Origin of the sequence: uncultured Sphingomonas sp. (assembly GCF_964244265.1) — a bacterium.
GTDB lineage: Bacteria > Pseudomonadota > Alphaproteobacteria > Sphingomonadales > Sphingomonadaceae > Sphingomonas.
The window spans coordinates 68,224-86,929 of record NZ_CAXTHV010000011.1 but is presented as its reverse complement, the minus strand read 5'-3'; the positions used below and the strand labels follow the sequence as shown (position 1 = coordinate 86,929).

Genomic DNA, 18,706 nt, shown 5'->3' with positions numbered 1-18,706 from the left:
GGATCTTCCTGACGCTGGGGATCACCGCGGGCAGCTATTGGGCCTATTACGAGCTTGGCTGGGGCGGCTGGTGGTTCTGGGACCCGGTCGAGAATGCATCGCTGATGCCGTGGCTGGCGGCGACCGCCTTGCTTCATTCGGTCGGCGTGCTGGCGACCCGCGACGGATTGCGCGCCTGGACGCTGATGCTGGCGGTAGTCGCCTTTTCGATGAGCATGATCGGCACGTTCCTGGTTCGGTCGGGGATCCTGACCAGCGTCCACGCCTTTGCCGTCGACCCGGGGCGGGGCGCGTTCATCCTGGCACTGCTGGTGCTCTATATCGGCGGCGCGCTGGTCTTGTTCGCGATGCGCGTCGGCACCGTCCGCCAGGGCAATGTATTCGCGCTGGTCAGCCGCGAGGGCGCGCTGGTGGTCAACAACCTGCTGCTGTCGGTGATCCTGGGCATCGTCCTGATCGGCACGCTCTATCCGATCGCGGCGGCGGCGCTGGGCGCGCAGCTGTCGGTCGGCAAGCCGTTCTTCGATCGTACCGTGGGCCCGGTCGCGCTGGCGCTGGTCGCGGTGATGGCGGCCGGGCCGCTGTTGCGCTGGCGGCGCGACGAGGTGCCGGCGGTGCTGCGACGGCTGACCTGGCCGGTCGCGGCGGGGGGCGCGGTGCTGGTCGTTGCGGTGTCGTTTGCCGGTGATGCCGGCGTGCTGCCGATCCTGGGACTGGCGCTGGCCGGGGGCCTGGCGGTCGCCAGCGTCGCCCCGCTGGCGCGCCGCCGCCCCTGGCGCGCGCCGCTGTTCACCTGGGGGATGGCGGTCGCGCATCTCGGCATCGCGGTCAGCCTGGCGGGGATGGCGAGCGACAGTGCGTTCACCCGCGAGACGCTGGTCGCCGCGCGCATCGGCGAGGCGCGCGCGGTCGGGCCGTATCTGGTGACGTTGACCGGCATCCGCCCGGTGATCGGCCCCAATTGGTCGGCGCTGGAAGGCGTGCTGAGCGTCCGGCGCGGCGAGCGCGGCACGCCGTTCCTGCTCGCGCCGCAATCGCGCTTCTTCGCCGACCCGCCGACCACGACCACCGAATCGGCGATCGCGACGCGGCTCGACGGCCAGCTCTATACCGTGCTCGGCCGACCCGACGACGAGGGGCGGTGGCAGTTGCGGCTGTGGTGGAAACCGTTCGTGACGCTGATCTGGGCGGGCGGCGCGCTGGTCGCGATCGGCGGTGCGCTCTCGCTGGTAGGGCGGATCCGGCGCGAGGCGCGTGCGGCCCTGCGCGAGGCGTATCGGTGAGGCGGCTCGCGCTCTGGGTGCCGCTCGCGGTGTTCGCGCTGCTGGTCGGGCTGGTCGCGATCGGGCTGATCAAGCCGCGCGACCGCGATGTGCGATCGGCGATGATCGACCGCCCGCTGCCCGATTTCACGCTGGCGCCGATCGTTCCGACCAAGCCGGGGATCGCCAGCACCTCGTTCGGCGGGGGCCGGCCGCGCCTGCTCAACATATTCGCCAGCTGGTGCGTGCCATGCATCGCCGAGGCACCGCAATTGATGCGGCTGAAGGCCATGGGCGTCCCGATCGACGCCATTGCGATTCGCGACACGTCCGACCAGGTGCGGACCTTCCTGGCCCGTCACGGCGATCCCTATGACCGCATCGGCAGCGATCCGCGCAGCGTCGCGCAGATCGCGCTGGGGTCGTCGGGCGTGCCCGAAAGCTTCGTGATCGACGGCCGCGGGCGGATCGTGCGGCAATTTATCGGCGACATCCGCGCCGAGGATGTCGCGGCGATCGCGGCCGCCGTCAGGAACGCGCGATGAGGTGGCCGGTCGCCCTCCTGCTGCTGACGGCCGCCCCGGCACGCGCCGACGGCGCCCTGCCGCCGGCGCGCTATGCCAACGAGCAACTCCGCGATCCCGCGCGTGAGGCGCAGGCGCGCGCGCTGATGGCGGAAATCCGCTGCGTCGTGTGCCAGGGCCAGTCGATCGCCGACAGCGACGCCGATCTGGCGGGCGACATGCGCGCGCTTGTCCGCGAACGGATCGACCGCGGCGAGGCGCCGGCGGCGGTGCGCGCCTGGCTGATCCAGCGTTACGGCGCCTACATCACCTACGACCCGCCGCTGACCTGGTTGACCTGGCCGCTGTGGCTGGCGCCGGCCGCGCTGCTGGCGATCGGCGTGCTGGTCGCGCGGACCAGCATCGGGCGGCGCTGATGGGCTGGGCGATGCTCGGCCTGCTCGGCATCGGCACGCTGGCGCTGATGGTGCGGCTGGGCACGCCGCGGCTGGTCTGGTCGCTGCTCGGCGCGGCGCTGGCGCTGGGCGCGGCCGGTTATGCCTGGCAGGGCCGGCCGGCGCTGTCCGAGCGGCGCGCCCTTGCCGACGCGCTGCCGCTGCCGCCGCCGGAAAGCTACCGCGAGTTGCGTGCCGCGTTCTTCGGGCGGTTCGGAGCGGAGGCAGCCTATTTCGCGGCGTCCGATGCGGCGCTGCGCAACGGCGATTCCGAACTCGCCGGGCGGATCATGCTCGGCGCGATCAATTATGCGCCGGGCAGTGCCGCATTCTGGACCGAACTGGGCAATATCACCGCGCTCCACGATGGCGCACGGGTATCGCCCACGGCGCTGTTCGACTATCAACAGGCCATGCGGCTCGCCCCCACGCATCCCGGGCCGCCGTTCATGCTCGGCGTCGCCTATGTCCGCGCCGGCGATATCGCGGCGGCGCGGCCCTATTGGGCGCGGGCGCTCAAGCTGGCACCGGCCAATGCCGAGTACCGCCCGGCCATCGCCGAGCGGCTGGCGACACTCGACGCCGTCCTGCCGCCGACGGCGCGCCGTTAAGTCCTGCCGCGCCCGGTCTTGTCCTGCAGCGCGTCGATCCGCAGCGAGGCGTCGGCCTTGGTCAGCGTGTCGTCGAACGGCTCGCCGGCCTCCTCGCTCAGCGTCTTGAGGTAGCTGGCCTGCGCCCCGGTCATCGGTTCGTCGCCGGTGGTCCAGTCCTCGGGGGCCTTTTCGGCATTACCGGTGGGGTGGCTCTTGGGATTGGCGTCGTCGGTCATCGAACAGCATCCTTTCGCTGCATCAACCCTCACGTTCCACCTTCGTTCCCTTCAATCCCATTACTCAAAAGACAAGTCCAGTGCTTCGGCCACCGCCTGATGGCGGATCATGCCGTGCGATACGTTCAGCCCGTTGGCCAGATGCGGATCGGCGCGCATCGCCGCCTCGGCACCCAGCTCGGCGAGCTTCAGCGCGAACGGCAACGTCGCGTTGTTGAGCGCGAATGCCGAGGTGCGCGCGACCGCGCCGGGCATGTTGGCGACGCAGTAATGGATCACCCCGTCGACCAGGAACACCGGATCCTCGTGGGTGGTCGCGTGGCTGGTTTCGAAACAGCCGCCCTGGTCGATCGCGATGTCGACCATCACCGATCCGCGCTTCATCGTCCGCACCATATCGCGCGTCACCAATTTGGGCGCGGCGGCGCCGGGCACCAGCACCGCGCCGATCACCAGATGCGCGTTCCTCACCGCCGCCGCGATCGCCGCCCGCGACGCATAGGCGGTCTTGATCTGGCTGGAGAAGAACATGTCGAGTTCGGCCAGGCGGTCGTTGTTGATGTCATAGATGGTGACGTCCGCCCGCATGCCCACCGCCATCTGCGCCGCGTTCACCCCCGACACGCCGCCGCCCAGGATTGCGACCTTGGCCGGCGCCACGCCCGGCACGCCGCCCAACAGGATGCCGCGCCCGCCCTGTTCCTTTTCCAGGTAATGCGCGCCGACCTGGACCGACATCCGCCCCGCCACCTCGCTCATCGGCTTGAGCAGCGGCAGGCCGCCCCGCGCCGCGGTCACCGTCTCATAGGCGATGCATGTCGCGCCAGACCGCATGAGGCCCTCGGCCTGCGGCTTGTCGGCGGCGAGGTGGAGGTAGGTGAACAGCAAATGCCGCGGCTCGAGCATCGCGACTTCCCGCGGCTGCGGCTCCTTGACCTTCACGATCATGTCGCTGCCGGCGAATACCGATGCGGCGTCGGGCACGATCCGGGCGCCGGCCGCGACATAGTCGCCGTCATCGAAGTCGATCCCGCAGCCGGCCTTGGTCTCGACGATCACCTCGTGGCCCGCGGCGCTGAGCTCGGCGACCGAGGACGGCGTCAGCCCCACGCGATATTCGTGATTCTTGATTTCCCTGGGCACACCAATGCGCATCGTCGGCTCCGTCTCAAATGATCATCCCTCTATACGAAGGTCGCGCCCGATTGTCCCGTTGCGAGCTTTCGGGCCCGATGCTAGGGGCCGGTCCAGTGAACAGCCAATTCCGGCGGTCGCGATGACCCTAGGCGATGGCGTGCGTGCCCGACCATGAGCGACGCCGTGCCCGATGCCAAAGGACATGTTCATGGCAGTGACGCGGCGATCAAGCTGGCCGTGTCCGCGATCGGCGTCGTGTTCGGCGACATCGGCACCAGCCCGCTTTATGCCTTTCGCGAGACCTTTGCCGGCCACCACAAGCTGACGGTCGATCCGCTCCACATCATGGGTGTGGTCAGCCTGATGTTCTGGTCGATGATGATCGTGGTGACGCTGAAATACGTCGTCATCATCATGCGCGCCGACAATAAGGGGGAGGGCGGCAGCCTGGCGTTGCTGGCCTTGATCAGCGGGCGAACCAGGTTGCAGCGCTGGTCGCGCGGCATCGTCCTGCTCGGCGTGTTCGCGACCTCGCTTTTCTATGGCGACAGCATGATCACCCCGGCGGTGACCGTGCTCGGCGCGGTCGAGGGGCTGGCGGTCGCGGCGCCCGCCTTCAGCCATCTCGTCCTGCCGGTGGCGGTGGCGATCCTGATTTTCCTGTTCGCCATCCAGCGCCAGGGCACGGCGCGGATCGGGCTGGCGTTCGGGCCGGTGATGCTGGTCTATTTCGTCGCGATCGCGACGCTGGGCATCGTCAGCATCGTCAAGACCCCCGAAATATTGTGGGCGCTGTCGCCGCATTACGCGGTGGCGTTCTTCGCGCTCGATCCGTTGCGCGCGTTCCTGGCGCTCGGCTCGGTCGTGCTGGCGGTGACGGGGGCGGAGGCGCTCTATGCCGACATGGGACATTTCGGGCGCAAGCCGATCGGGATGTCGTGGCTGGCGTTCGTGTTGCCCGCGTTGATCCTGAACTATATGGGGCAGGGGGCGCTGTTGTCGCGGATGGGGCCGGCGGCATTGGAAAGCCCGTTCTACATGCTGGCGCCCGCCGCGTTGCAGCTGCCGCTGGTGCTGCTGGCGACCGCGGCGGCGGTGATCGCCAGCCAGGCGGTGATCACCGGCGCGTTCTCGGTGACGCAGCAGGCGATCCAGCTGGGCTTCGTGCCCCGGCTCAGGATCGAGCATACCAGCGCGTCGACCGCCGGACAGATCTACATACCGCTGATCAACTGGCTGCTGATGGTGATGGTGCTGCTGCTGGTATTGTCGTTCCGGACGTCGTCCAACCTGACTTCCGCTTATGGCATCGCCGTGACCGGCGCGATGCTGATCGATACCTGCCTGTTGGGCGTGGTGCTGCTCCGGCTGTGGAACTGGCCCCGCTATGCCGCGATCCCGCTGCTCGGCATCTTCTTCCTGGTCGATGGCGCCTATTTCTCGGCGAACCTGACCAAGGTGCCCGATGGCGGCTGGTTCCCGCTGCTGGTCGGGCTGATCGTGTTCACCGTGCTGACCACCTGGGCCAAGGGGCGGCAATTGATGATGGCGCGGATGCGCGAGGCGGCGATGCCGATCAAGGTGTTCATCAGTTCCGCCGCGGGCAGCGCCACGCGCGTGCCCGGCACTGCCGTCTTCATGACCTCGACCCCCGATGGCGTGCCCCATGCGCTGCTCCACAACCTCAAGCACAACAAGGTCCTGCACGAGCGCGTCATCCTGCTGACCGTCAGGATCGCCGACGAACCGTTCGTGCCCGAAGCCGACCGCTTCCTGCTCGATCATCTCGGCCACGGCTTCTATCGCATGGTGTTGCGGTACGGCTTCATGGAGGAGCCCGACGTGCCCGCCGCGCTGATGCGCACCGGCGAGTGCGGCGCCAGGTTCCGGATGATGGACACCAGCTTTTTCCTCGCCCGGCAGACATTGTTGCCGTCGTCGCGGCCGGGGATGATGATCTGGCGCGAAAAGCTGTTCGCGTGGATGCTGCGCAACGCCGAGAGCGCGATGGAATTCTTCCGCCTGCCGACCAATCGGGTGGTCGAGCTGGGCAGTCAGGTCGAGATATGAGAGCCGGTTGAACAGCACGCCGATTATCGTCACCGCCTTGTTCGGGAACGAGGATCAGGCTTGGTTCGATCGTCAGCGTACCGCGTATTTTCCGCCCGAGCGCAACCAGTTGCGCGCGCATCTGACGCTGTTCCACCACCTGCCGCCGTCGCTGGCGGACGAGGTGCGGCAGCGGCTGGCGGCGCTTGCCCGCGGGCCCCGGCCCGCCGCCACGGTCGCCGCGCCGTTCTCGCTCGGCCGTGGCGTGGCGTACCGGATCGCCTCCCCGGTGCTGGCGGCGTTGCGCGCCGACCTCGCCGAGGCATGGGCGCCGCTCCTGACGCCGCAGGACCGGGCCGGCTGGCGGCCCCACGTCACCGTCCAGAACAAGGTCGAGCCGCCGGTCGCCCGCGCGCTGCTGGCCGACCTGTCGCGTGACTTCGGCGCGCGTGCCGTGACCATCGCGGGGCTGGCAAGCTGGTGGTATCGCGGCGGGCCGTGGGCGCCATTGTCGCGCCACATGTTCGCTTGACCGTCTCCGGGCCGCTTCCTATAGGCCGCCGCTCGCGGGAAGGCGGCCGTTCGGGGCGGAGTAGCTCAGCTGGTTAGAGCACGGGAATCATAATCCTGGGGTCGGGGGTTCAAGTCCCTCCTCCGCTACCATCGTAATCAACCGATCCAGCGTCATTGCGGGGATCGGATCCGAACCCTAGATGATCCGGCATGACGATCCACGCCACCAAGATGCTGATCCTGGGCTCGGGGCCCGCCGGCTTGTCCGCCGCCATCTATGGCGCGCGCGCGGGAATGGCGCCGATCGTCGTCCAGGGCATCCAGCCCGGCGGCCAGTTGACGACCACCACCGACGTCGAGAATTACCCCGGCTTCCGCGACGTCGTCCAGGGCCCGTGGCTGATGGAGGAAATGCAGGCGCAGGCCGAGCATGTCGGCACGCGGCTGATGTACGACACGATCGTCGAGGTCGACCTGACCCGGCGGCCATTCCGCCTGACCGGCGACGGCGGCGACGTCTATCAGGGCGAGGTGCTGGTGATCGCGACCGGCGCGCAGGCCAAGTGGCTCGGGCTCGACAGCGAGGAGGCGCTGAAGGGCAAGGGCGTCAGCGCCTGCGCGACGTGTGACGGCTTCTTCTATCGCGGCAAGCGCGTCGCGGTGATCGGCGGCGGCAACACCGCGGTCGAGGAGGCGCTCTATCTTACCAACCATTCGGACGACGTCACGCTGATCCACCGCCGCGACTCGCTGCGCGCGGAAAGAATCCTGCAGGACCGGCTCCACGCCAACGACAAGATCAAGGTGCTGTGGAACAAGGAGGTCGACACCTTCGTCGACGGCGGCGGCACGGCCGGGCTGGTCGGGCTCGACCTGGTGGACACGGTGACCGGCGAGCAGTCGCGGCTGGACGTCGAAGGCGGCTTCGTCGCGATCGGCCACCATCCGGCGACCGAGCTGTTCCGCGGACACCTTGAGCTCGATGCCGACCATTATATCAAGGTCGAGACCGGCAGCACGCGGACCAGCATAGCCGGCGTGTTTGCGTGCGGCGACGTGATGGACAAGGTCTATCGCCAGGCGGTGACGGCGGCGGGCACCGGCTGCATGGCGGCACTGGATGCCGAGCGCTTCCTGGCTGAAACCGAGTTCCACGAACAGGCCGAGGCGGCCGAGTAAGCCGGCGGGCGCCTGATGCTCCCCGTTCCGTCAGGATAAGGGGAGTGTCTCCACTACCAGCCCCGCGACAGTCGCCGCAGCGATCGGCTCGCCGAACGCCACCTCGCGCCGTTCGGCATACGTCTCGCCTGCGGGTGCCCACAGCTGGTGGATCAGCTTCGCCTCAACATCGACCACCCAATATTCCGGCACGCCATATCGCGCATAGAGCCGCGCCTTGCGGCCCAGGTCGATGTCGAGCGTCGAATCGGAAATTTCGATCGCCACCCGCATGGCCGGACCCGGCAAGATGTTCGCGTCGCTCGCCTCGCCGATCGCGATATCGGGTTCGGGCAGCGAATCGTCCGAGAGCTCGGTTGAGGGGGCGGTGTAGAAGGTGAGGTGCGATCCGGCCGCCTTCAGCGCGGCTCCCACCTCGGCAGTGAATTGTGCATGAATACGGGCGTGGCGGCGATGGACGGCGTTCACGACCCAGATTTCCCCCTCGATCAATTCCGTGCGCGCATAGCGTTCGAACGCTCCCGCATCCGCGAGCAGCAGGAAATCCCGCACCGTCAGCTTGGCCAGTTGCGGGGAGGTGATCGCTTCCTGCGCGGTCATAGCCCCGCCGTCTCCACTGCCAGTCCCGAGATCGCCGCCGCGGCGATCGGCTCGCCGAACGCCCCCTCGCGCCGCTCGGCATACGTCTCACCCTTGGGCGTCCACAGCCGATGGATAATCCGCGCATTCACGTCCGCCACCCAATATTCGGGTACGCCCGCCGCGGCGTACATCCGCGCCTTGTCCTCAAGGTCGAAGCGCAAGGTGCTCGCCGATACTTCCACCACCAGCGCTACCGAGTCGACCGGTATCGCCCCGGCGCCGCGTGGTTCGGTAGTCAGGATGATGTCGGGCTGCGGCTCGCTATGAGGCAGGATTGCCACGGATTGCTCGGTGGCGACATGCAGCGGAGTTTCCCGATCTTTCAGCTTGCGGCGGAGCCGGTAGGCCAGTTCATCCTTGAGATAGCCTTGCGGACGATGCTGGGGACTCATTTGGTAGATCGCACCATCGACGAGCTCCGTCCTGTGGTGACCGGAAAGTGTGCCTGCGTCATCAAGCAGCGCATAATGCTCGGTGCGCAGCTTGATCGGGACGGACGCGTCTGATTGCTCGACGTCGCGGCGTGACGAGGCACACCCGACAATTCGCCTTCCAGCAATTCGGCCTTCGCAAAATCGCTAAAGGCGCCGGCGCGTTTCAACAGCATGAAGTCAGCCACGGTCAGTTTGACCGGCATGCGCTGAGATGCGATGGCCAGGACGTTCACGGACCGACTATAGCGTTTGACGGCCGGATTGTCGAACGCCGGCTATCGCGCGCTCATGCCGTGAACCGCTTGGTGAAGCCTTTTACCGGGCGGCCCTCCTCGGGAACCGCCTCGACATGGTCGACGCGGGCTTGTGGCGGGCCCTGGCGGCAGGCGTCGATCAGGGCGGTGACCGCGTCCGGTTCGCCGCAGGCGAGGATCTCGATCCGCCCATCGTTGCGATTGCGGATCCAGCCGGTCACGCCCAGCGCCTGCGCGGTCTTGACCGTCCAGTTGCGGTATCCGACCTGGTGGATCCGGCCCGAGACCAGCAGCCGCTGCATTACGCTCATCCCCAAAACCTTTACCCGCCGGCCTTTATTTGCCGGCCTTACCCGCCGGATCCCCGGCGCCGCGATGCTTGTAGCAGCCGGGCACGCCGGCGGGAGCGGTTTCTTGCCCCCACTCGGCGCGTGCCGGGCAGAGTTCGTCGCGCCGATTGTCCCGCCCCGAGGTCGCAGCTAGAATTGCCCATCGGGAGAAATCTTCATGCCGCTCAGCCTGCTTGTCCTGCTTGCCGCCGCGTCATCGGCATTGCCGGGTTTCGACGGCAGCAAGCTGCGCCCCGGCGAAAGCTGCTATGCCATGACGACGATGGTCGACGGCAAGCCCGTTCCCGCCGGCGCGGTCTTGCGGCGGATCGAACGCGCGCCCACGGCCGGGAGGAAAGCGGGATCGCCCTGGACCGTCACGATCCGCTCGCGTTATGACGCGGAGGCGATCGCCGAAACGCTGCTGACCCTGGACTATCGCGACTTGCGTCCGCTGACGGTGCGCGACGGCGACGTCGGGAAGCCTCGGACCGAACTGATATACGGGCCCGATCGCGTCACCGGCACCGATTATTCGGGCGACACTCCCCAACCGGTCGACGTCGGCATCGCACCCCCCCTGTGGGATCCCGCCGGGCTGGAGCTGTTGCTCACCGCCTTGCCGCTCGCGCCCGGCCTGCACGCCGACATTCCCGTCTTCAGCGGCACCGGCAAGCCGACAATGGTCGCGGTCGACGTCATCGGACCTCAGGCGGTAACCACCCCGGACGGCCCGGTCCAGGCGTGGGTGGTGGGCAAATCATGGGCCGACGGCACGCCGGTGAACTATTTCGTTGCCACAGCCGATCGGCGGCTGCTCGGCATTGATGTCGGCGACGTCAGCTCCCGGCTTGGCGGCGATTGTTCGGCGCTGAAGTGATCGGATAGGCGATCGCGACGATCTCGTATTCGCGCTCGCCGGCTGGCAGCGCGACCCGGCGCAGGTCGCCGACCGCGCTTCCCCGCAAGGCGTGGGCGAGCGGCGCGTTCCACCCGATTCGCCCGGCGCCGGCCTCCGCTTCGTCGTCGCCGACCAGCGTTACCGTCCGCCGGGCGTCGTCCTCGTCGGCGATGGTGACGGTCGCGCCGAACCAGGCGCGGGTGCGATCGGGCTGGTCGGCGGGATCGACCACGCGCGCCGCCTTCATCCGCTTCGACAACCAGCCCAGCCGGCGATCGATCTCGCGCAGGCGCTTGCGGCCATAGATATAGTCGCCATTCTCCGACCGGTCGCCATTGCCCGCCGCCCAGGAGATCGTCTCGACCAAGGCGGGACGTTCGATGCCGAACAATTGGTCGTATTCGGCGCGAAGTGCGGCAAAGCCGGCCGGCGTGATGTAGTTGGGACGCTGGTCGATCGTGTCAGCCCGGGCGCTTGTTGCCGATATACCAGCTCAGCCGCGCAGCGCCCGTCGACATTGCGCGCTGCGGACTGATCAAATCGTATACCACCGCATTCTCCAGCACGTGCTGGACGTAATGCCGCGTCTCGTCGAACGGGATCGCCTCGATCCATTCGATCCAGTCGACCGTCCCGGTCCGCGGATCGCCATTGGCGGCGAGCCATTTGTTCACGTTGCCGGCACCGCCATTATAGGCGGCGATCGCCAGCGGGTAGCTGCCATATTGCGCGTACAGCCGCTGGAAATAGGCCGAGCCGAGCTGGATGTTGTAATCGGTGCTGGCGGTCAGCAGTCCGGCATCCCAGGCCAGGCCAAGCTTGCCGGCCTGCTCGCGCGCCGTGCCGGGCATCAGCTGCATCATGCCGCGCGCGCCGGCGCGGCTGACCGCGGCGCGATCGAACTGGCTTTCCTGGCGCATGATCGCATGCACGATGGTCCACATCCCGGCATCCGGGGCAGGGACGCTGACCATCGGAAAGCCGGCCAGCACGTAATCGCCCAGCCCGTTGGTCTGGGCGCTGCGCCCGACCATCACCCCCAGATCGGGGCGGTCGAGCAGCCGGGACAGTTCGGCGGCCAGCGCATGGTCGCTGTCGCTGGTCGCATCGAGCGCGATCTGGCGCAGGAAGGCGGTCTGATCGTCATGCGCCCCGACGGTGCCGAGATATTGCGCGGCGCGGACTACCTCGCGGCGATAGAAAGCGGCGCGCACGGCAGGATCGATCGGGCGTAGGCCGGGGTCGGCTGGCGCCAACAGCGGCGTCGCCAGGCGTTCGGCGGCGAGCTGGCCATAAAATTGGTCGCGATAGGCCGCCGCTTTGGTCAGATAGCCGCGCGATTCATCGCGCCGCCCGGCCGTCTCGGCGGCACGCGCTGCCCAATACAGCCCCTTGGTCTTGATCGCCGGCGATCGCGACCCGCCGGCATAGCGGACGAACAGCGCGGCGGCATCGCCGGGCCGCGCCAGCTGCTTCATCGCGATCTGCCCGGCCAGCCAGGTCAGGTCGGTATATGCGTCGCGCACGTCATAGGGCAGTAGGGCGACGTCCGCCTGCGCGGGCAAGGCATCGTCGACCTGGCGCGCGATGTTGTAGGCGACCGCATATTGCCCGTCGGCCGCCGCGCCCTTTGCCATCCGCAGCATCAGCGAATACCAGGCGTCGAGATCGGCCGGCTGGCTGGTAAAGGCATGTGGCCGGGCGAGCAGCGCGCGGGCCGAAGCCACCGCGCCTCCATTGGCCAGACCCGCCGCGCGGTCGGCAAGATAGCCGGGATCGCCTGCGCCGACCGCCTGCGTGGCGGCGGCCTGCGCCTCGGCATCGGGGCTGTTGGTGCGGAAGGCCAGGCGCGCGGTGAACAGCGGGCGCCGGCCCGGGCTGACCAGCGCGATCTGGCGCGCGGCGGCCTGGGTCGCGCTTTGCCACAACAGGCGGTCCATCCGCGCATCCTGGTCGGCAGGCGTCAGCGCGTCGGGATAGCCGGCGATGACCTTGGCCTCGTCAGTGGCCGACAGCGTGCCGCCGACCCAGGCGGTGCGCGCGGCGCCGCGCGCCTCGTCGATCGCGCCGGTCGCCGACAATGCCTCGGCAAAGCGCACCCAGGCGGCGTTGGACATGGGCGGGAACCGGCGGAAATAGGCGACCGTCGTCGTCGGCGACCAGCCGCCCTGGTCGAGCGCCCGTTCCGCCGCCTTCTTCATCGCCGCCTCGCCCGGCCAGCCGGGATGCGCGAGGAGGAAGCGGGCATAGCTGTCGAACGGCGCGCTGGACGGCCGCGACAGCGATCGCCAGTCGGTGATCGCCGCGGACAGAGCGACGGCCGATGCCGGATCGAGCTGAGGCGAATCGGCGATCCTGGACTTGGCCCATTGGAGCTGGTCCTGGAACGCCATGCCCGACGCCGCCAGCCCGGAAACCCCGGCCAGCAACAGAGCGGATTTCACGTACGTCGGTACCATGTGGACATGATAAGCGATGGGCACTTATCTGTCAGTGAATAAAAACGGCAAATCGGGCGCGATCGCCCGTCGGGAGACGCCAAATCATGTTTTCGGGATCGATCCCGGCGCTGGTCACGCCGTTCACGGCCGACGGCGCGGTCGCCGAGGCGGCGTATCGCGAGCTGGTCGACTGGCAGATCGACCAGGGCTCGGCCGGGCTGGTGCCGTGCGGCACGACCGGCGAGGCCGCGACGCTGAGCGCGGAGGAGCATTTCGGCGCGGTCCGCATCTGCGTCGATCAGGCACGCGGCCGCGTGCCCATTCTCGCCGGAGCAGGCTCGAACGACACGCGCGTCGCGATCCAGAACGTCGGATGGGCCAAGGAAGCGGGCGCCGATGCCGCGCTGATGGTGCCGCCTTATTACAACCGCCCCAGCCAGGAGGGCATCTTCCGTCATTTCGAGGCGGTGGCGCGCGCGACCCCGCTGCCGATCATCCTCTACAACGTGCCGGGCCGGACGGTGACCGACATCCTGCCGGCGACGATGGCGCGGATCGCCGCGGCGTTTCCGGGCATCTTCATCGGCGTCAAGGACGCGACCGGCCAACTCGCCCGCGTCACCGAACAGCGCAGCGGGTGCGGCGCGGGCTTTGTCCAGCTGTCGGGCAATGACGAGACCGCGCTGGCGTTCAACGCGATGGGCGGCGTGGGCTGCATCTCGGTCACGGCCAATGTCGCGCCGCGCCTGTGCGCCGATTTTCAGGCGGCATGGGCGGCGGGCGACGCCGTGGGCGCGCTCGCGCTGCACGACCGGCTCTATCCGCTGCACGTCGCGATGTTCACCGACGCGTCGCCGGGCCCGATCAAATACGCGCTGGGCAGGGTGATGCCGCAATGGCCGACGCACCTGCGCCTGCCGATGACAGAGGCGGGGGAGGCAAGCCGCGCCGCGGTCGACGCCGCGCTAGCGGGGGCGGGAGTGTCCTGATCGCGGGTGCTTCACTTCCCCCGCGCGCGCGCCTACATCGCCCGGTTCCATGGCGCGTCCCAAGCCTCCCATCTTCGAAAAGACCAGGATCGTCGCCGAAAACCGGCGTGCGCGGTTCGAATATTCGATCGAGGACACCTATGAGGCCGGAATCGCCCTGACCGGGACCGAGGTGAAGTCGCTGCGCGGCGGCGAGGGATCGATCGCCGAAAGCTATGCCGAGGTAAAGGAAGGCGCGGTGTGGCTGGTAAATTCCAACATTCCCGAATTCAGCCACGGCAACCGCTTCAACCACGAGCCCAAACGGGCGCGCAAGCTGCTGCTGCGCGAGCGCGAAATCAACAAGCTGCACGGCGCCGTCGCGCGCGACGGCATGACCTTGGTGCCGCTGACGGTCTATTTCAACTCGAAGGGCCGCGCAAAGGTCGAATTGGCGCTGGCCAAGGGCCGCAAGGACCATGACAAGCGCGAAGCGATCAAGGAACGCGACTGGAAGCGCGAGGCCGCGCGCATCATGCGCGACAGGGGCTGACGGGTAGGCGTTGACGAGCCGTATCACCCGGGTACAACGTGGTTAATGACGGTTGCGATGGCCACGCTTGCCGGCGAGCGCTCGCATCCGCTGCTCTGCCGAGGAAAGGATCGCGATGAAGCCGTTCGTGTTCGCCCTGCTGGCCGCGACCGCTTCCGGCGGCTTCGCATTCGCGCAGTCGGGAGCTCCCCCCGTTGGCGCCAAGGCGGCCGCGATCGGCCGTTTCGGCTTCGATGAGCAGGGCATGGACAAGTCGGCCAGGCCCGGCGACGATTTCTATGCCTTTGCCAACGGCAATTGGGCCAGGACGACGCCGATCCCCGCCGACAGGTCGAGCTTCGGGGCGTTCGAGGTGCTGCAGGACCTGTCGGACATGCGCACGCGCGGCCTGCTGGAGGAGGCGGCCGGCGATCCAACATCGAAGATCGGGCGCGCCTATGCCACGTTCCTCGATAGCGCGACGATCGAGAAGAAGGGGCTGGCCCCGATCCGGCCGTGGCTGGCCAGGATCGCCGCGGTGACCTCGAAGGACGATTATCCCGCGCTGCTGGCCGAGGCCCAGCGCAACGGCGTCGGCGGGCCGTTCTCGACCGGCGTCGGGCAGGACGCGAAGAACCCGGAGATCTATACGGTCAACCTGCGCCAGTCGGGGCTCGGGCTGCCCGACCGCGATTATTATCTCAGCCCCGACGCCAAGCTGGCCGAGGCCAAGACCGCCTATGTCGCGCACGTCGCCCGGATGCTGACACTGGCGGGCGAGGCGGATGCCGGGGTGCGCGCCAGGGCGCTGGTCGAGTTCGAGACCGGTATCGCCCGCGTCAGCTGGACCAGGATCGACAGCCGCGACGCCGACAGGACCTATAACAGGATGACCGTCGCCAACGTGCAGAAATCAGCGCCGGGTTTCGATTTTGCGCGCTATTTCCGGGTCGGCAAGACCCCGGTGGATACGGTCATCGTCGGTCAGCCGAGCGCGATTGCCGGTATTGCCGCGTTGATCGGATCGACGCCGATCGGCGTTCTCAAGGATCAATTGCTGATCCGCTCGCTTGACGGTTATGCCGACGTCCTGCCCAGGGCGTTCGACGACGAGCAGTTTGCCTTTTACGGCACGGTCCTGTCGGGTACGCCGCAGCAGCGCGCGCGGTGGAAGCGCGCGGTCGGCTTTACCAGTGGCGTGCTGACCGACGATGTGTCGAAGGTCTATGTCGCCAAATATTTCCCGCCGGCGACCAAGGCGGCTGCCGACCTGCTGGTCAAGAACATCATTGCCGCGATGAACGTCCGCATCGACAGACTGGAATGGATGGCGCCTGAAACCAAGGTCAAGGCGCACGCCAAGCTCGCCGCGTTCACGCCGCGCATCGGCTATCCGTCGAAATGGCGGGACTATGCCGCGCTCGACATCGTTGCCGGGGACGCCTTCGGCAACGAGCTACGCGCCGCGCAATGGGCCTATGACTATAATCGCGACAAGCTGGGCAAGGCGATCTACCGCTGGGAATGGGGGATGACCCCGATGACGGTCAATGCCCAGGCCAATCCGACGTTGGTCGCGATCACCTTTCCGGCGGCGATCCTGCAGCCGCCGTTCTTCGATCCCAACGCCGATCCGGCGGTGAATTACGGCGGCATCGGCGCAGTGATCGGCCATGAGATGAGCCATCATTTCGACGACCAGGGATCGAAATTCGACCTCAACGGCAAGCTGACCCAATGGTGGACAGACGGCGATATCGCCAAGTTCAAGAAGCTGAGCGGCGATCTGGTCGCCGAGTATGACAAATACGAACCGCTGCCGGGGATGCACGTCAAGGGCGCGCTGACGCTGGGCGAGAATTCGGCCGACCTTGCGGGGCTGAGCGCGTCCTACGACGCCTATCACCGCTCGCTCGGCGGGAAGCCGGCGCCGATGATCGGCGGCTATACCGGGGACCAGCGTTTCTATCTGGGCTGGGCGCAGGTCTGGCGGCGCAATTATCGCGAGGCGAGCCTGCGCCAGCGATTGCTGACCGACCCGCACAGCCCCAATGACGCGCGCACCTGGATCGTGCGCAACATGGACCCGTGGTATGCCGCGTTCGGCGTGAAGGACGGCAAGCTCTATCTGCCGTCCGACCAGCGGGTCCGCATCTGGTAACGAGAAAATGTTTCAGAGAATGACATTTCAAGAGAGGCATGCCTGTATGAAACTCATCGTCTTCGCACTGCTCGCCGCAACCGCGCTCGGCGGTGCCGCCATCGCCCAGTCGACCGCGCCCGCGGCGATGGCGGCCGGCGACAAGCCGGCCTACGGCACTTTCGGCTTCGACGAAGCCGGGATGGACCGGAGCGTGGCGCCGGGCGACAATTTCTACAATTACGGCAACGGAACATGGGCGAGGACCACGCCAATCCCGGCCGACAAGGCCAATTACGGCGCGTTCAACTTCCTGTCCGACCTGTCGGAGGAGCGGACCAAGGGCATCCTGGAGACAGCTGCGGCCGACCCCGCGTCGAAGATCGGCATCGCCTATGCGACGTTCCTCGACCAGGCGGCGATCGATGCCAAGGGGCTCGCGCCGATCAAGCCGTGGATGGCCAAGGTGAAGGCCGTGACCAAGGCCGGCTATCCCGCTTTGCTTGGCGCGGCAGCGGCAGGCGGCGTGCGCGGCCCGTTCGGCGTCGGTGTCGGCCAGGACGACAAGAACCCCGAAGTCTATGTGCTCGGCCTCGGCCAGGCCGGGCTCGGCCTGCCCGATCGCGATTATTACCTGTCGACCGACGCCAAGCTGGCCGAGGCCAAGGCGGCTTACCAGGCGCATCTCGCCAAGATGCTGACAATGGCCGGCGAGGCCAAGGCCGATTCCCGCGCCGCCGCCATTGTGGCGTTCGAGACCGAGATCGCCCGGGTCAGCTGGACGCGGATCGACAGTCGCGACGCCGACAAGACCTATAACATGATGACCGTCGCGGCGCTGCAGAAATCGGCTCCCGGCTTTGATTTCGCGTCTTATTTCAATGGCTTGGGTACGCCGGTCGGCAACGTCGTGGTCGCCCAGCCGACCGCGATCACCGGCATCGCCAAGCTGGTCGCCGCGACGCCGATCACCGTGCTGCAGGACCAGTTGCTGGTGCGCAGCCTGGACAGCTATGCCGATGTCCTGCCCAAGATGTTCGACGACGAAAACTTCGCCTTTTATGGCAAGGTGCTGTCCGGCACACCCGAGCAGGAAGCGCGGTGGAAGCGCGGCGTCCAGTTCACCACCGGAGCGCTCGACGACGAGATCAGCAAGATTTACGTGCAGAAATATTTCCCGCCGGAAACCAAGGCGGCGGCCGATACCCTGGTCAGGAACATCATTGCCGCGATGGGCGAGCGGATCGATAAGCTGACCTGGATGGCGCCCGAGACCAAGGTCAAGGCGCATGAGAAGCTGGCCGCCTTCACGCCCAAGATCGGCTATCCGTCACGGTGGAAGGATTATACCTCGCTGGCCATCACCAAGGGCGACGCGTTCGGCAACGAGTGGCGCGCCAACCAGTGGCAGCATCAGGATAATGTCGCCCATCTCGGCAAGCCGCTGCAGCGCTGGGAATGGGGCATGACGCCGATGACGGTCAACGCTTATGCCAATTTCGGCATGGTCGAAATCGTTTTCCCCGCCGCAATCCTGCAACCGCCGTTCTTCGATCCCAAGGCCGACCCGGCGATCAATTATGGCGGGATCGGCGCCGTGATCGGTCATGAGCTCAGCCACCATTTCGACGACCAGGGCGCAAAGTATGACAGGACCGGCAAGCTCACCCAATGGTGGACCGACTCCGACGTCGCGGCGTTCAAGAAATTGTCGGCGGCGCTGGTCGCCGAATATGACGCCTATGAACCGCTGCCCGGCATGCGTGTGAAGGGCGCGCTGACGCTCGGCGAGAATTCGGCCGATCTGGCCGGCCTGGCGGTCGCGTTCGATGCCTATCACAAGTCGCTGGGCGGTAAGGCCGCACCGACGCTCGACGGTTATTCGGGCGACCAGCGTTTCTATCTCGGCTGGGCGCAGGTGTGGCGGCGCAGCTATCGCGAGGCCAATTTGCGCCAGCGGCTGCTGACCGATCCGCACAGCCCCAGCGAACAGCGCGCGAACATCGTCCGCAACATGGACGGATGGTATGCCGCGTTTGGCGCCAAGCCGGGGCAGAAGCTGTATCTGGCGCCCGACCAGCGCGTCCGTATCTGGTAGCGCGATTCGGGCTCGGCTTGACGGCGGCCGGGCGCGCGCG

General features: G+C 67.5%; 20 protein-coding genes and 1 tRNA gene. 13 read left to right on the top strand and 8 right to left on the bottom strand.

Annotated features, from left to right (window positions below):
- The 4 genes from ACFE7K_RS06575 to ACFE7K_RS06560 form a co-directional block, all read left to right on the top strand.
- Nucleotides 1-1,283 (top strand): heme lyase CcmF/NrfE family subunit (locus tag ACFE7K_RS06575; protein WP_375397375.1); only part of this gene is annotated, 1,283 nt, incomplete at its 5' end.
- Entirely contained in the window at nt 1,280-1,807 is a 528-nt protein-coding gene (locus tag ACFE7K_RS06570) for a redoxin family protein (protein WP_375397374.1), read from the top strand. The genes ACFE7K_RS06575 and ACFE7K_RS06570, both read left to right, overlap by 4 nt.
- Entirely contained in the window at nt 1,804-2,202 is a 399-nt protein-coding gene (locus ACFE7K_RS06565; protein WP_375397373.1) for a cytochrome c-type biogenesis protein, read from the top strand. Before ACFE7K_RS06570 ends, ACFE7K_RS06565 begins: the two co-directional genes overlap by 4 nt.
- Nucleotides 2,202-2,831, top strand: coding sequence for a tetratricopeptide repeat protein (locus tag ACFE7K_RS06560; protein ID WP_375397372.1), 630 nt, complete (start codon nt 2,202-2,204; stop codon nt 2,829-2,831). Before ACFE7K_RS06565 ends, ACFE7K_RS06560 begins: the two co-directional genes overlap by 1 nt.
- On the opposite strand, the gene ACFE7K_RS06555 is transcribed toward ACFE7K_RS06560, so the two are convergent.
- Nucleotides 2,828-3,049 (bottom strand): DUF3072 domain-containing protein, encoded by a 222-nt coding sequence (locus ACFE7K_RS06555; RefSeq protein WP_375397371.1) that lies wholly within the window; start codon nt 3,047-3,049, stop codon nt 2,828-2,830. The two genes, ACFE7K_RS06560 and ACFE7K_RS06555, sit on opposite strands and share 4 nt — an antisense overlap.
- Before the next feature lie 60 nt (nt 3,050-3,109).
- The gene (ald, locus tag ACFE7K_RS06550) at nt 3,110-4,204 is read right to left on the bottom strand and encodes an alanine dehydrogenase (RefSeq protein ID WP_375397370.1); all 1,095 of its coding nucleotides are present in this window, start codon (nt 4,202-4,204) and stop codon (nt 3,110-3,112) included.
- A 153-nt stretch (nt 4,205-4,357) separates the two neighbouring features.
- Between ald and ACFE7K_RS06545 the strand changes: the two genes are divergently transcribed.
- From ACFE7K_RS06545 to trxB, 4 genes are all read left to right on the top strand, one after another.
- Nucleotides 4,358-6,256 carry a potassium transporter Kup gene (locus ACFE7K_RS06545; protein WP_375397369.1) on the top strand — a complete coding sequence of 633 codons (1,899 nt, stop codon included), beginning with the start codon at nt 4,358-4,360 and terminating at the stop codon, nt 6,254-6,256.
- Nucleotides 6,257-6,263: 7 nt separating this feature from the next.
- Nucleotides 6,264-6,767 (top strand): 2'-5' RNA ligase family protein, encoded by a 504-nt coding sequence (locus tag ACFE7K_RS06540; RefSeq protein ID WP_375397368.1) that lies wholly within the window; start codon nt 6,264-6,266, stop codon nt 6,765-6,767.
- A gap of 54 nt (nt 6,768-6,821) precedes the next feature.
- Nucleotides 6,822-6,898, top strand: a tRNA-Met gene (locus ACFE7K_RS06535).
- Between the two features lie 60 nt (nt 6,899-6,958).
- A complete protein-coding gene (trxB, locus tag ACFE7K_RS06530) occupies nt 6,959-7,927 on the top strand; it encodes a thioredoxin-disulfide reductase (protein WP_375397367.1) in 969 nt (322 codons plus the stop codon).
- 30 nt (nt 7,928-7,957) lie between these two features.
- Here trxB and ACFE7K_RS06525 read toward each other — a convergent pair whose 3' ends face one another.
- The 4 genes from ACFE7K_RS06525 to ACFE7K_RS06510 are packed head-to-tail and all read right to left on the bottom strand — an operon-like array spanning nt 7,958 to nt 9,568.
- Nucleotides 7,958-8,527, bottom strand: coding sequence for a Uma2 family endonuclease (locus ACFE7K_RS06525; RefSeq protein ID WP_375397366.1), 570 nt, complete (start codon nt 8,525-8,527; stop codon nt 7,958-7,960).
- Complete coding sequence (locus tag ACFE7K_RS06520; protein WP_375397365.1) at nt 8,524-8,961, bottom strand: Uma2 family endonuclease; 438 nt, start codon at nt 8,959-8,961, stop codon at nt 8,524-8,526. The genes ACFE7K_RS06525 and ACFE7K_RS06520 overlap by 4 nt, the downstream gene beginning before the upstream one ends.
- Nucleotides 8,958-9,236, bottom strand: coding sequence for a hypothetical protein (locus tag ACFE7K_RS06515; RefSeq protein WP_375397364.1), 279 nt, complete (start codon nt 9,234-9,236; stop codon nt 8,958-8,960). The genes ACFE7K_RS06520 and ACFE7K_RS06515 overlap by 4 nt, the downstream gene beginning before the upstream one ends.
- A 53-nt stretch (nt 9,237-9,289) precedes the next feature.
- On the bottom strand, nt 9,290-9,568 hold the full coding sequence (locus tag ACFE7K_RS06510) for an acylphosphatase (RefSeq protein WP_375397363.1): 279 nt from the start codon (nt 9,566-9,568) through the stop codon (nt 9,290-9,292).
- Between the two features lie 196 nt (nt 9,569-9,764).
- Between ACFE7K_RS06510 and ACFE7K_RS06505 the strand changes: the two genes are divergently transcribed.
- The gene (locus ACFE7K_RS06505) at nt 9,765-10,466 is read left to right on the top strand and encodes a hypothetical protein (RefSeq protein ID WP_375397362.1); all 702 of its coding nucleotides are present in this window, start codon (nt 9,765-9,767) and stop codon (nt 10,464-10,466) included.
- On the opposite strand, the gene ACFE7K_RS06500 is transcribed toward ACFE7K_RS06505, so the two are convergent.
- Nucleotides 10,426-10,944: a GreA/GreB family elongation factor gene (locus ACFE7K_RS06500; protein WP_375397380.1), complete on the bottom strand. Its 519-nt coding sequence runs from the start codon at nt 10,942-10,944 to the stop codon at nt 10,426-10,428. The two genes, ACFE7K_RS06505 and ACFE7K_RS06500, sit on opposite strands and share 41 nt — an antisense overlap.
- A gap of 4 nt (nt 10,945-10,948) precedes the next feature.
- Entirely contained in the window at nt 10,949-12,946 is a 1,998-nt protein-coding gene (locus ACFE7K_RS06495; RefSeq protein ID WP_375397361.1) for a lytic transglycosylase domain-containing protein, read from the bottom strand.
- Between the two features lie 86 nt (nt 12,947-13,032).
- Between ACFE7K_RS06495 and dapA the strand changes: the two genes are divergently transcribed.
- The 4 genes from dapA (at nt 13,033) to ACFE7K_RS06475 (ending at nt 18,666) form a co-directional block, all read left to right on the top strand.
- Nucleotides 13,033-13,917, top strand: coding sequence for a 4-hydroxy-tetrahydrodipicolinate synthase (gene dapA / locus ACFE7K_RS06490; RefSeq protein WP_375397360.1), 885 nt, complete (start codon nt 13,033-13,035; stop codon nt 13,915-13,917).
- Nucleotides 13,918-13,966: 49 nt separating this feature from the next.
- The gene (smpB, locus tag ACFE7K_RS06485) at nt 13,967-14,449 is read left to right on the top strand and encodes an SsrA-binding protein SmpB (protein WP_375397359.1); all 483 of its coding nucleotides are present in this window, start codon (nt 13,967-13,969) and stop codon (nt 14,447-14,449) included.
- A gap of 115 nt (nt 14,450-14,564) precedes the next feature.
- On the top strand, nt 14,565-16,589 hold the full coding sequence (locus ACFE7K_RS06480) for a M13 family metallopeptidase (RefSeq protein ID WP_375397358.1): 2,025 nt from the start codon (nt 14,565-14,567) through the stop codon (nt 16,587-16,589).
- Between the two features lie 46 nt (nt 16,590-16,635).
- Nucleotides 16,636-18,666, top strand: coding sequence for a M13 family metallopeptidase (locus tag ACFE7K_RS06475; protein ID WP_375397357.1), 2,031 nt, complete (start codon nt 16,636-16,638; stop codon nt 18,664-18,666).
- Nucleotides 18,667-18,706: the final 40 nt, after the last annotated feature.

Coding starts and splice junctions, on each gene's coding strand:
- smpB (WP_375397359.1), top strand. CDS start 13,967: ATGGCGCGTCCCAAGCCTCCCATCTTCGAAAAGACCAGGATCGTCGCC.
- ACFE7K_RS06510 (WP_375397363.1), bottom strand. CDS start 9,568: ATGAGCGTAATGCAGCGGCTGCTGGTCTCGGGCCGGATCCACCAGGTC.
- ACFE7K_RS06545 (WP_375397369.1), top strand. CDS start 4,358: ATGAGCGACGCCGTGCCCGATGCCAAAGGACATGTTCATGGCAGTGAC.
- ACFE7K_RS06495 (WP_375397361.1), bottom strand. CDS start 12,946: ATGGTACCGACGTACGTGAAATCCGCTCTGTTGCTGGCCGGGGTTTCC.
- ACFE7K_RS06525 (WP_375397366.1), bottom strand. CDS start 8,527: ATGACCGCGCAGGAAGCGATCACCTCCCCGCAACTGGCCAAGCTGACG.
- ACFE7K_RS06480 (WP_375397358.1), top strand. CDS start 14,565: ATGAAGCCGTTCGTGTTCGCCCTGCTGGCCGCGACCGCTTCCGGCGGC.
- ACFE7K_RS06475 (WP_375397357.1), top strand. CDS start 16,636: ATGAAACTCATCGTCTTCGCACTGCTCGCCGCAACCGCGCTCGGCGGT.
- dapA (WP_375397360.1), top strand. CDS start 13,033: ATGTTTTCGGGATCGATCCCGGCGCTGGTCACGCCGTTCACGGCCGAC.
- ald (WP_375397370.1), bottom strand. CDS start 4,204: ATGCGCATTGGTGTGCCCAGGGAAATCAAGAATCACGAATATCGCGTG.
- trxB (WP_375397367.1), top strand. CDS start 6,959: ATGACGATCCACGCCACCAAGATGCTGATCCTGGGCTCGGGGCCCGCC.
- ACFE7K_RS06505 (WP_375397362.1), top strand. CDS start 9,765: ATGCCGCTCAGCCTGCTTGTCCTGCTTGCCGCCGCGTCATCGGCATTG.
- ACFE7K_RS06520 (WP_375397365.1), bottom strand. CDS start 8,961: ATGAGTCCCCAGCATCGTCCGCAAGGCTATCTCAAGGATGAACTGGCC.
- ACFE7K_RS06560 (WP_375397372.1), top strand. CDS start 2,202: ATGGGCTGGGCGATGCTCGGCCTGCTCGGCATCGGCACGCTGGCGCTG.
- ACFE7K_RS06565 (WP_375397373.1), top strand. CDS start 1,804: ATGAGGTGGCCGGTCGCCCTCCTGCTGCTGACGGCCGCCCCGGCACGC.
- ACFE7K_RS06555 (WP_375397371.1), bottom strand. CDS start 3,049: ATGACCGACGACGCCAATCCCAAGAGCCACCCCACCGGTAATGCCGAA.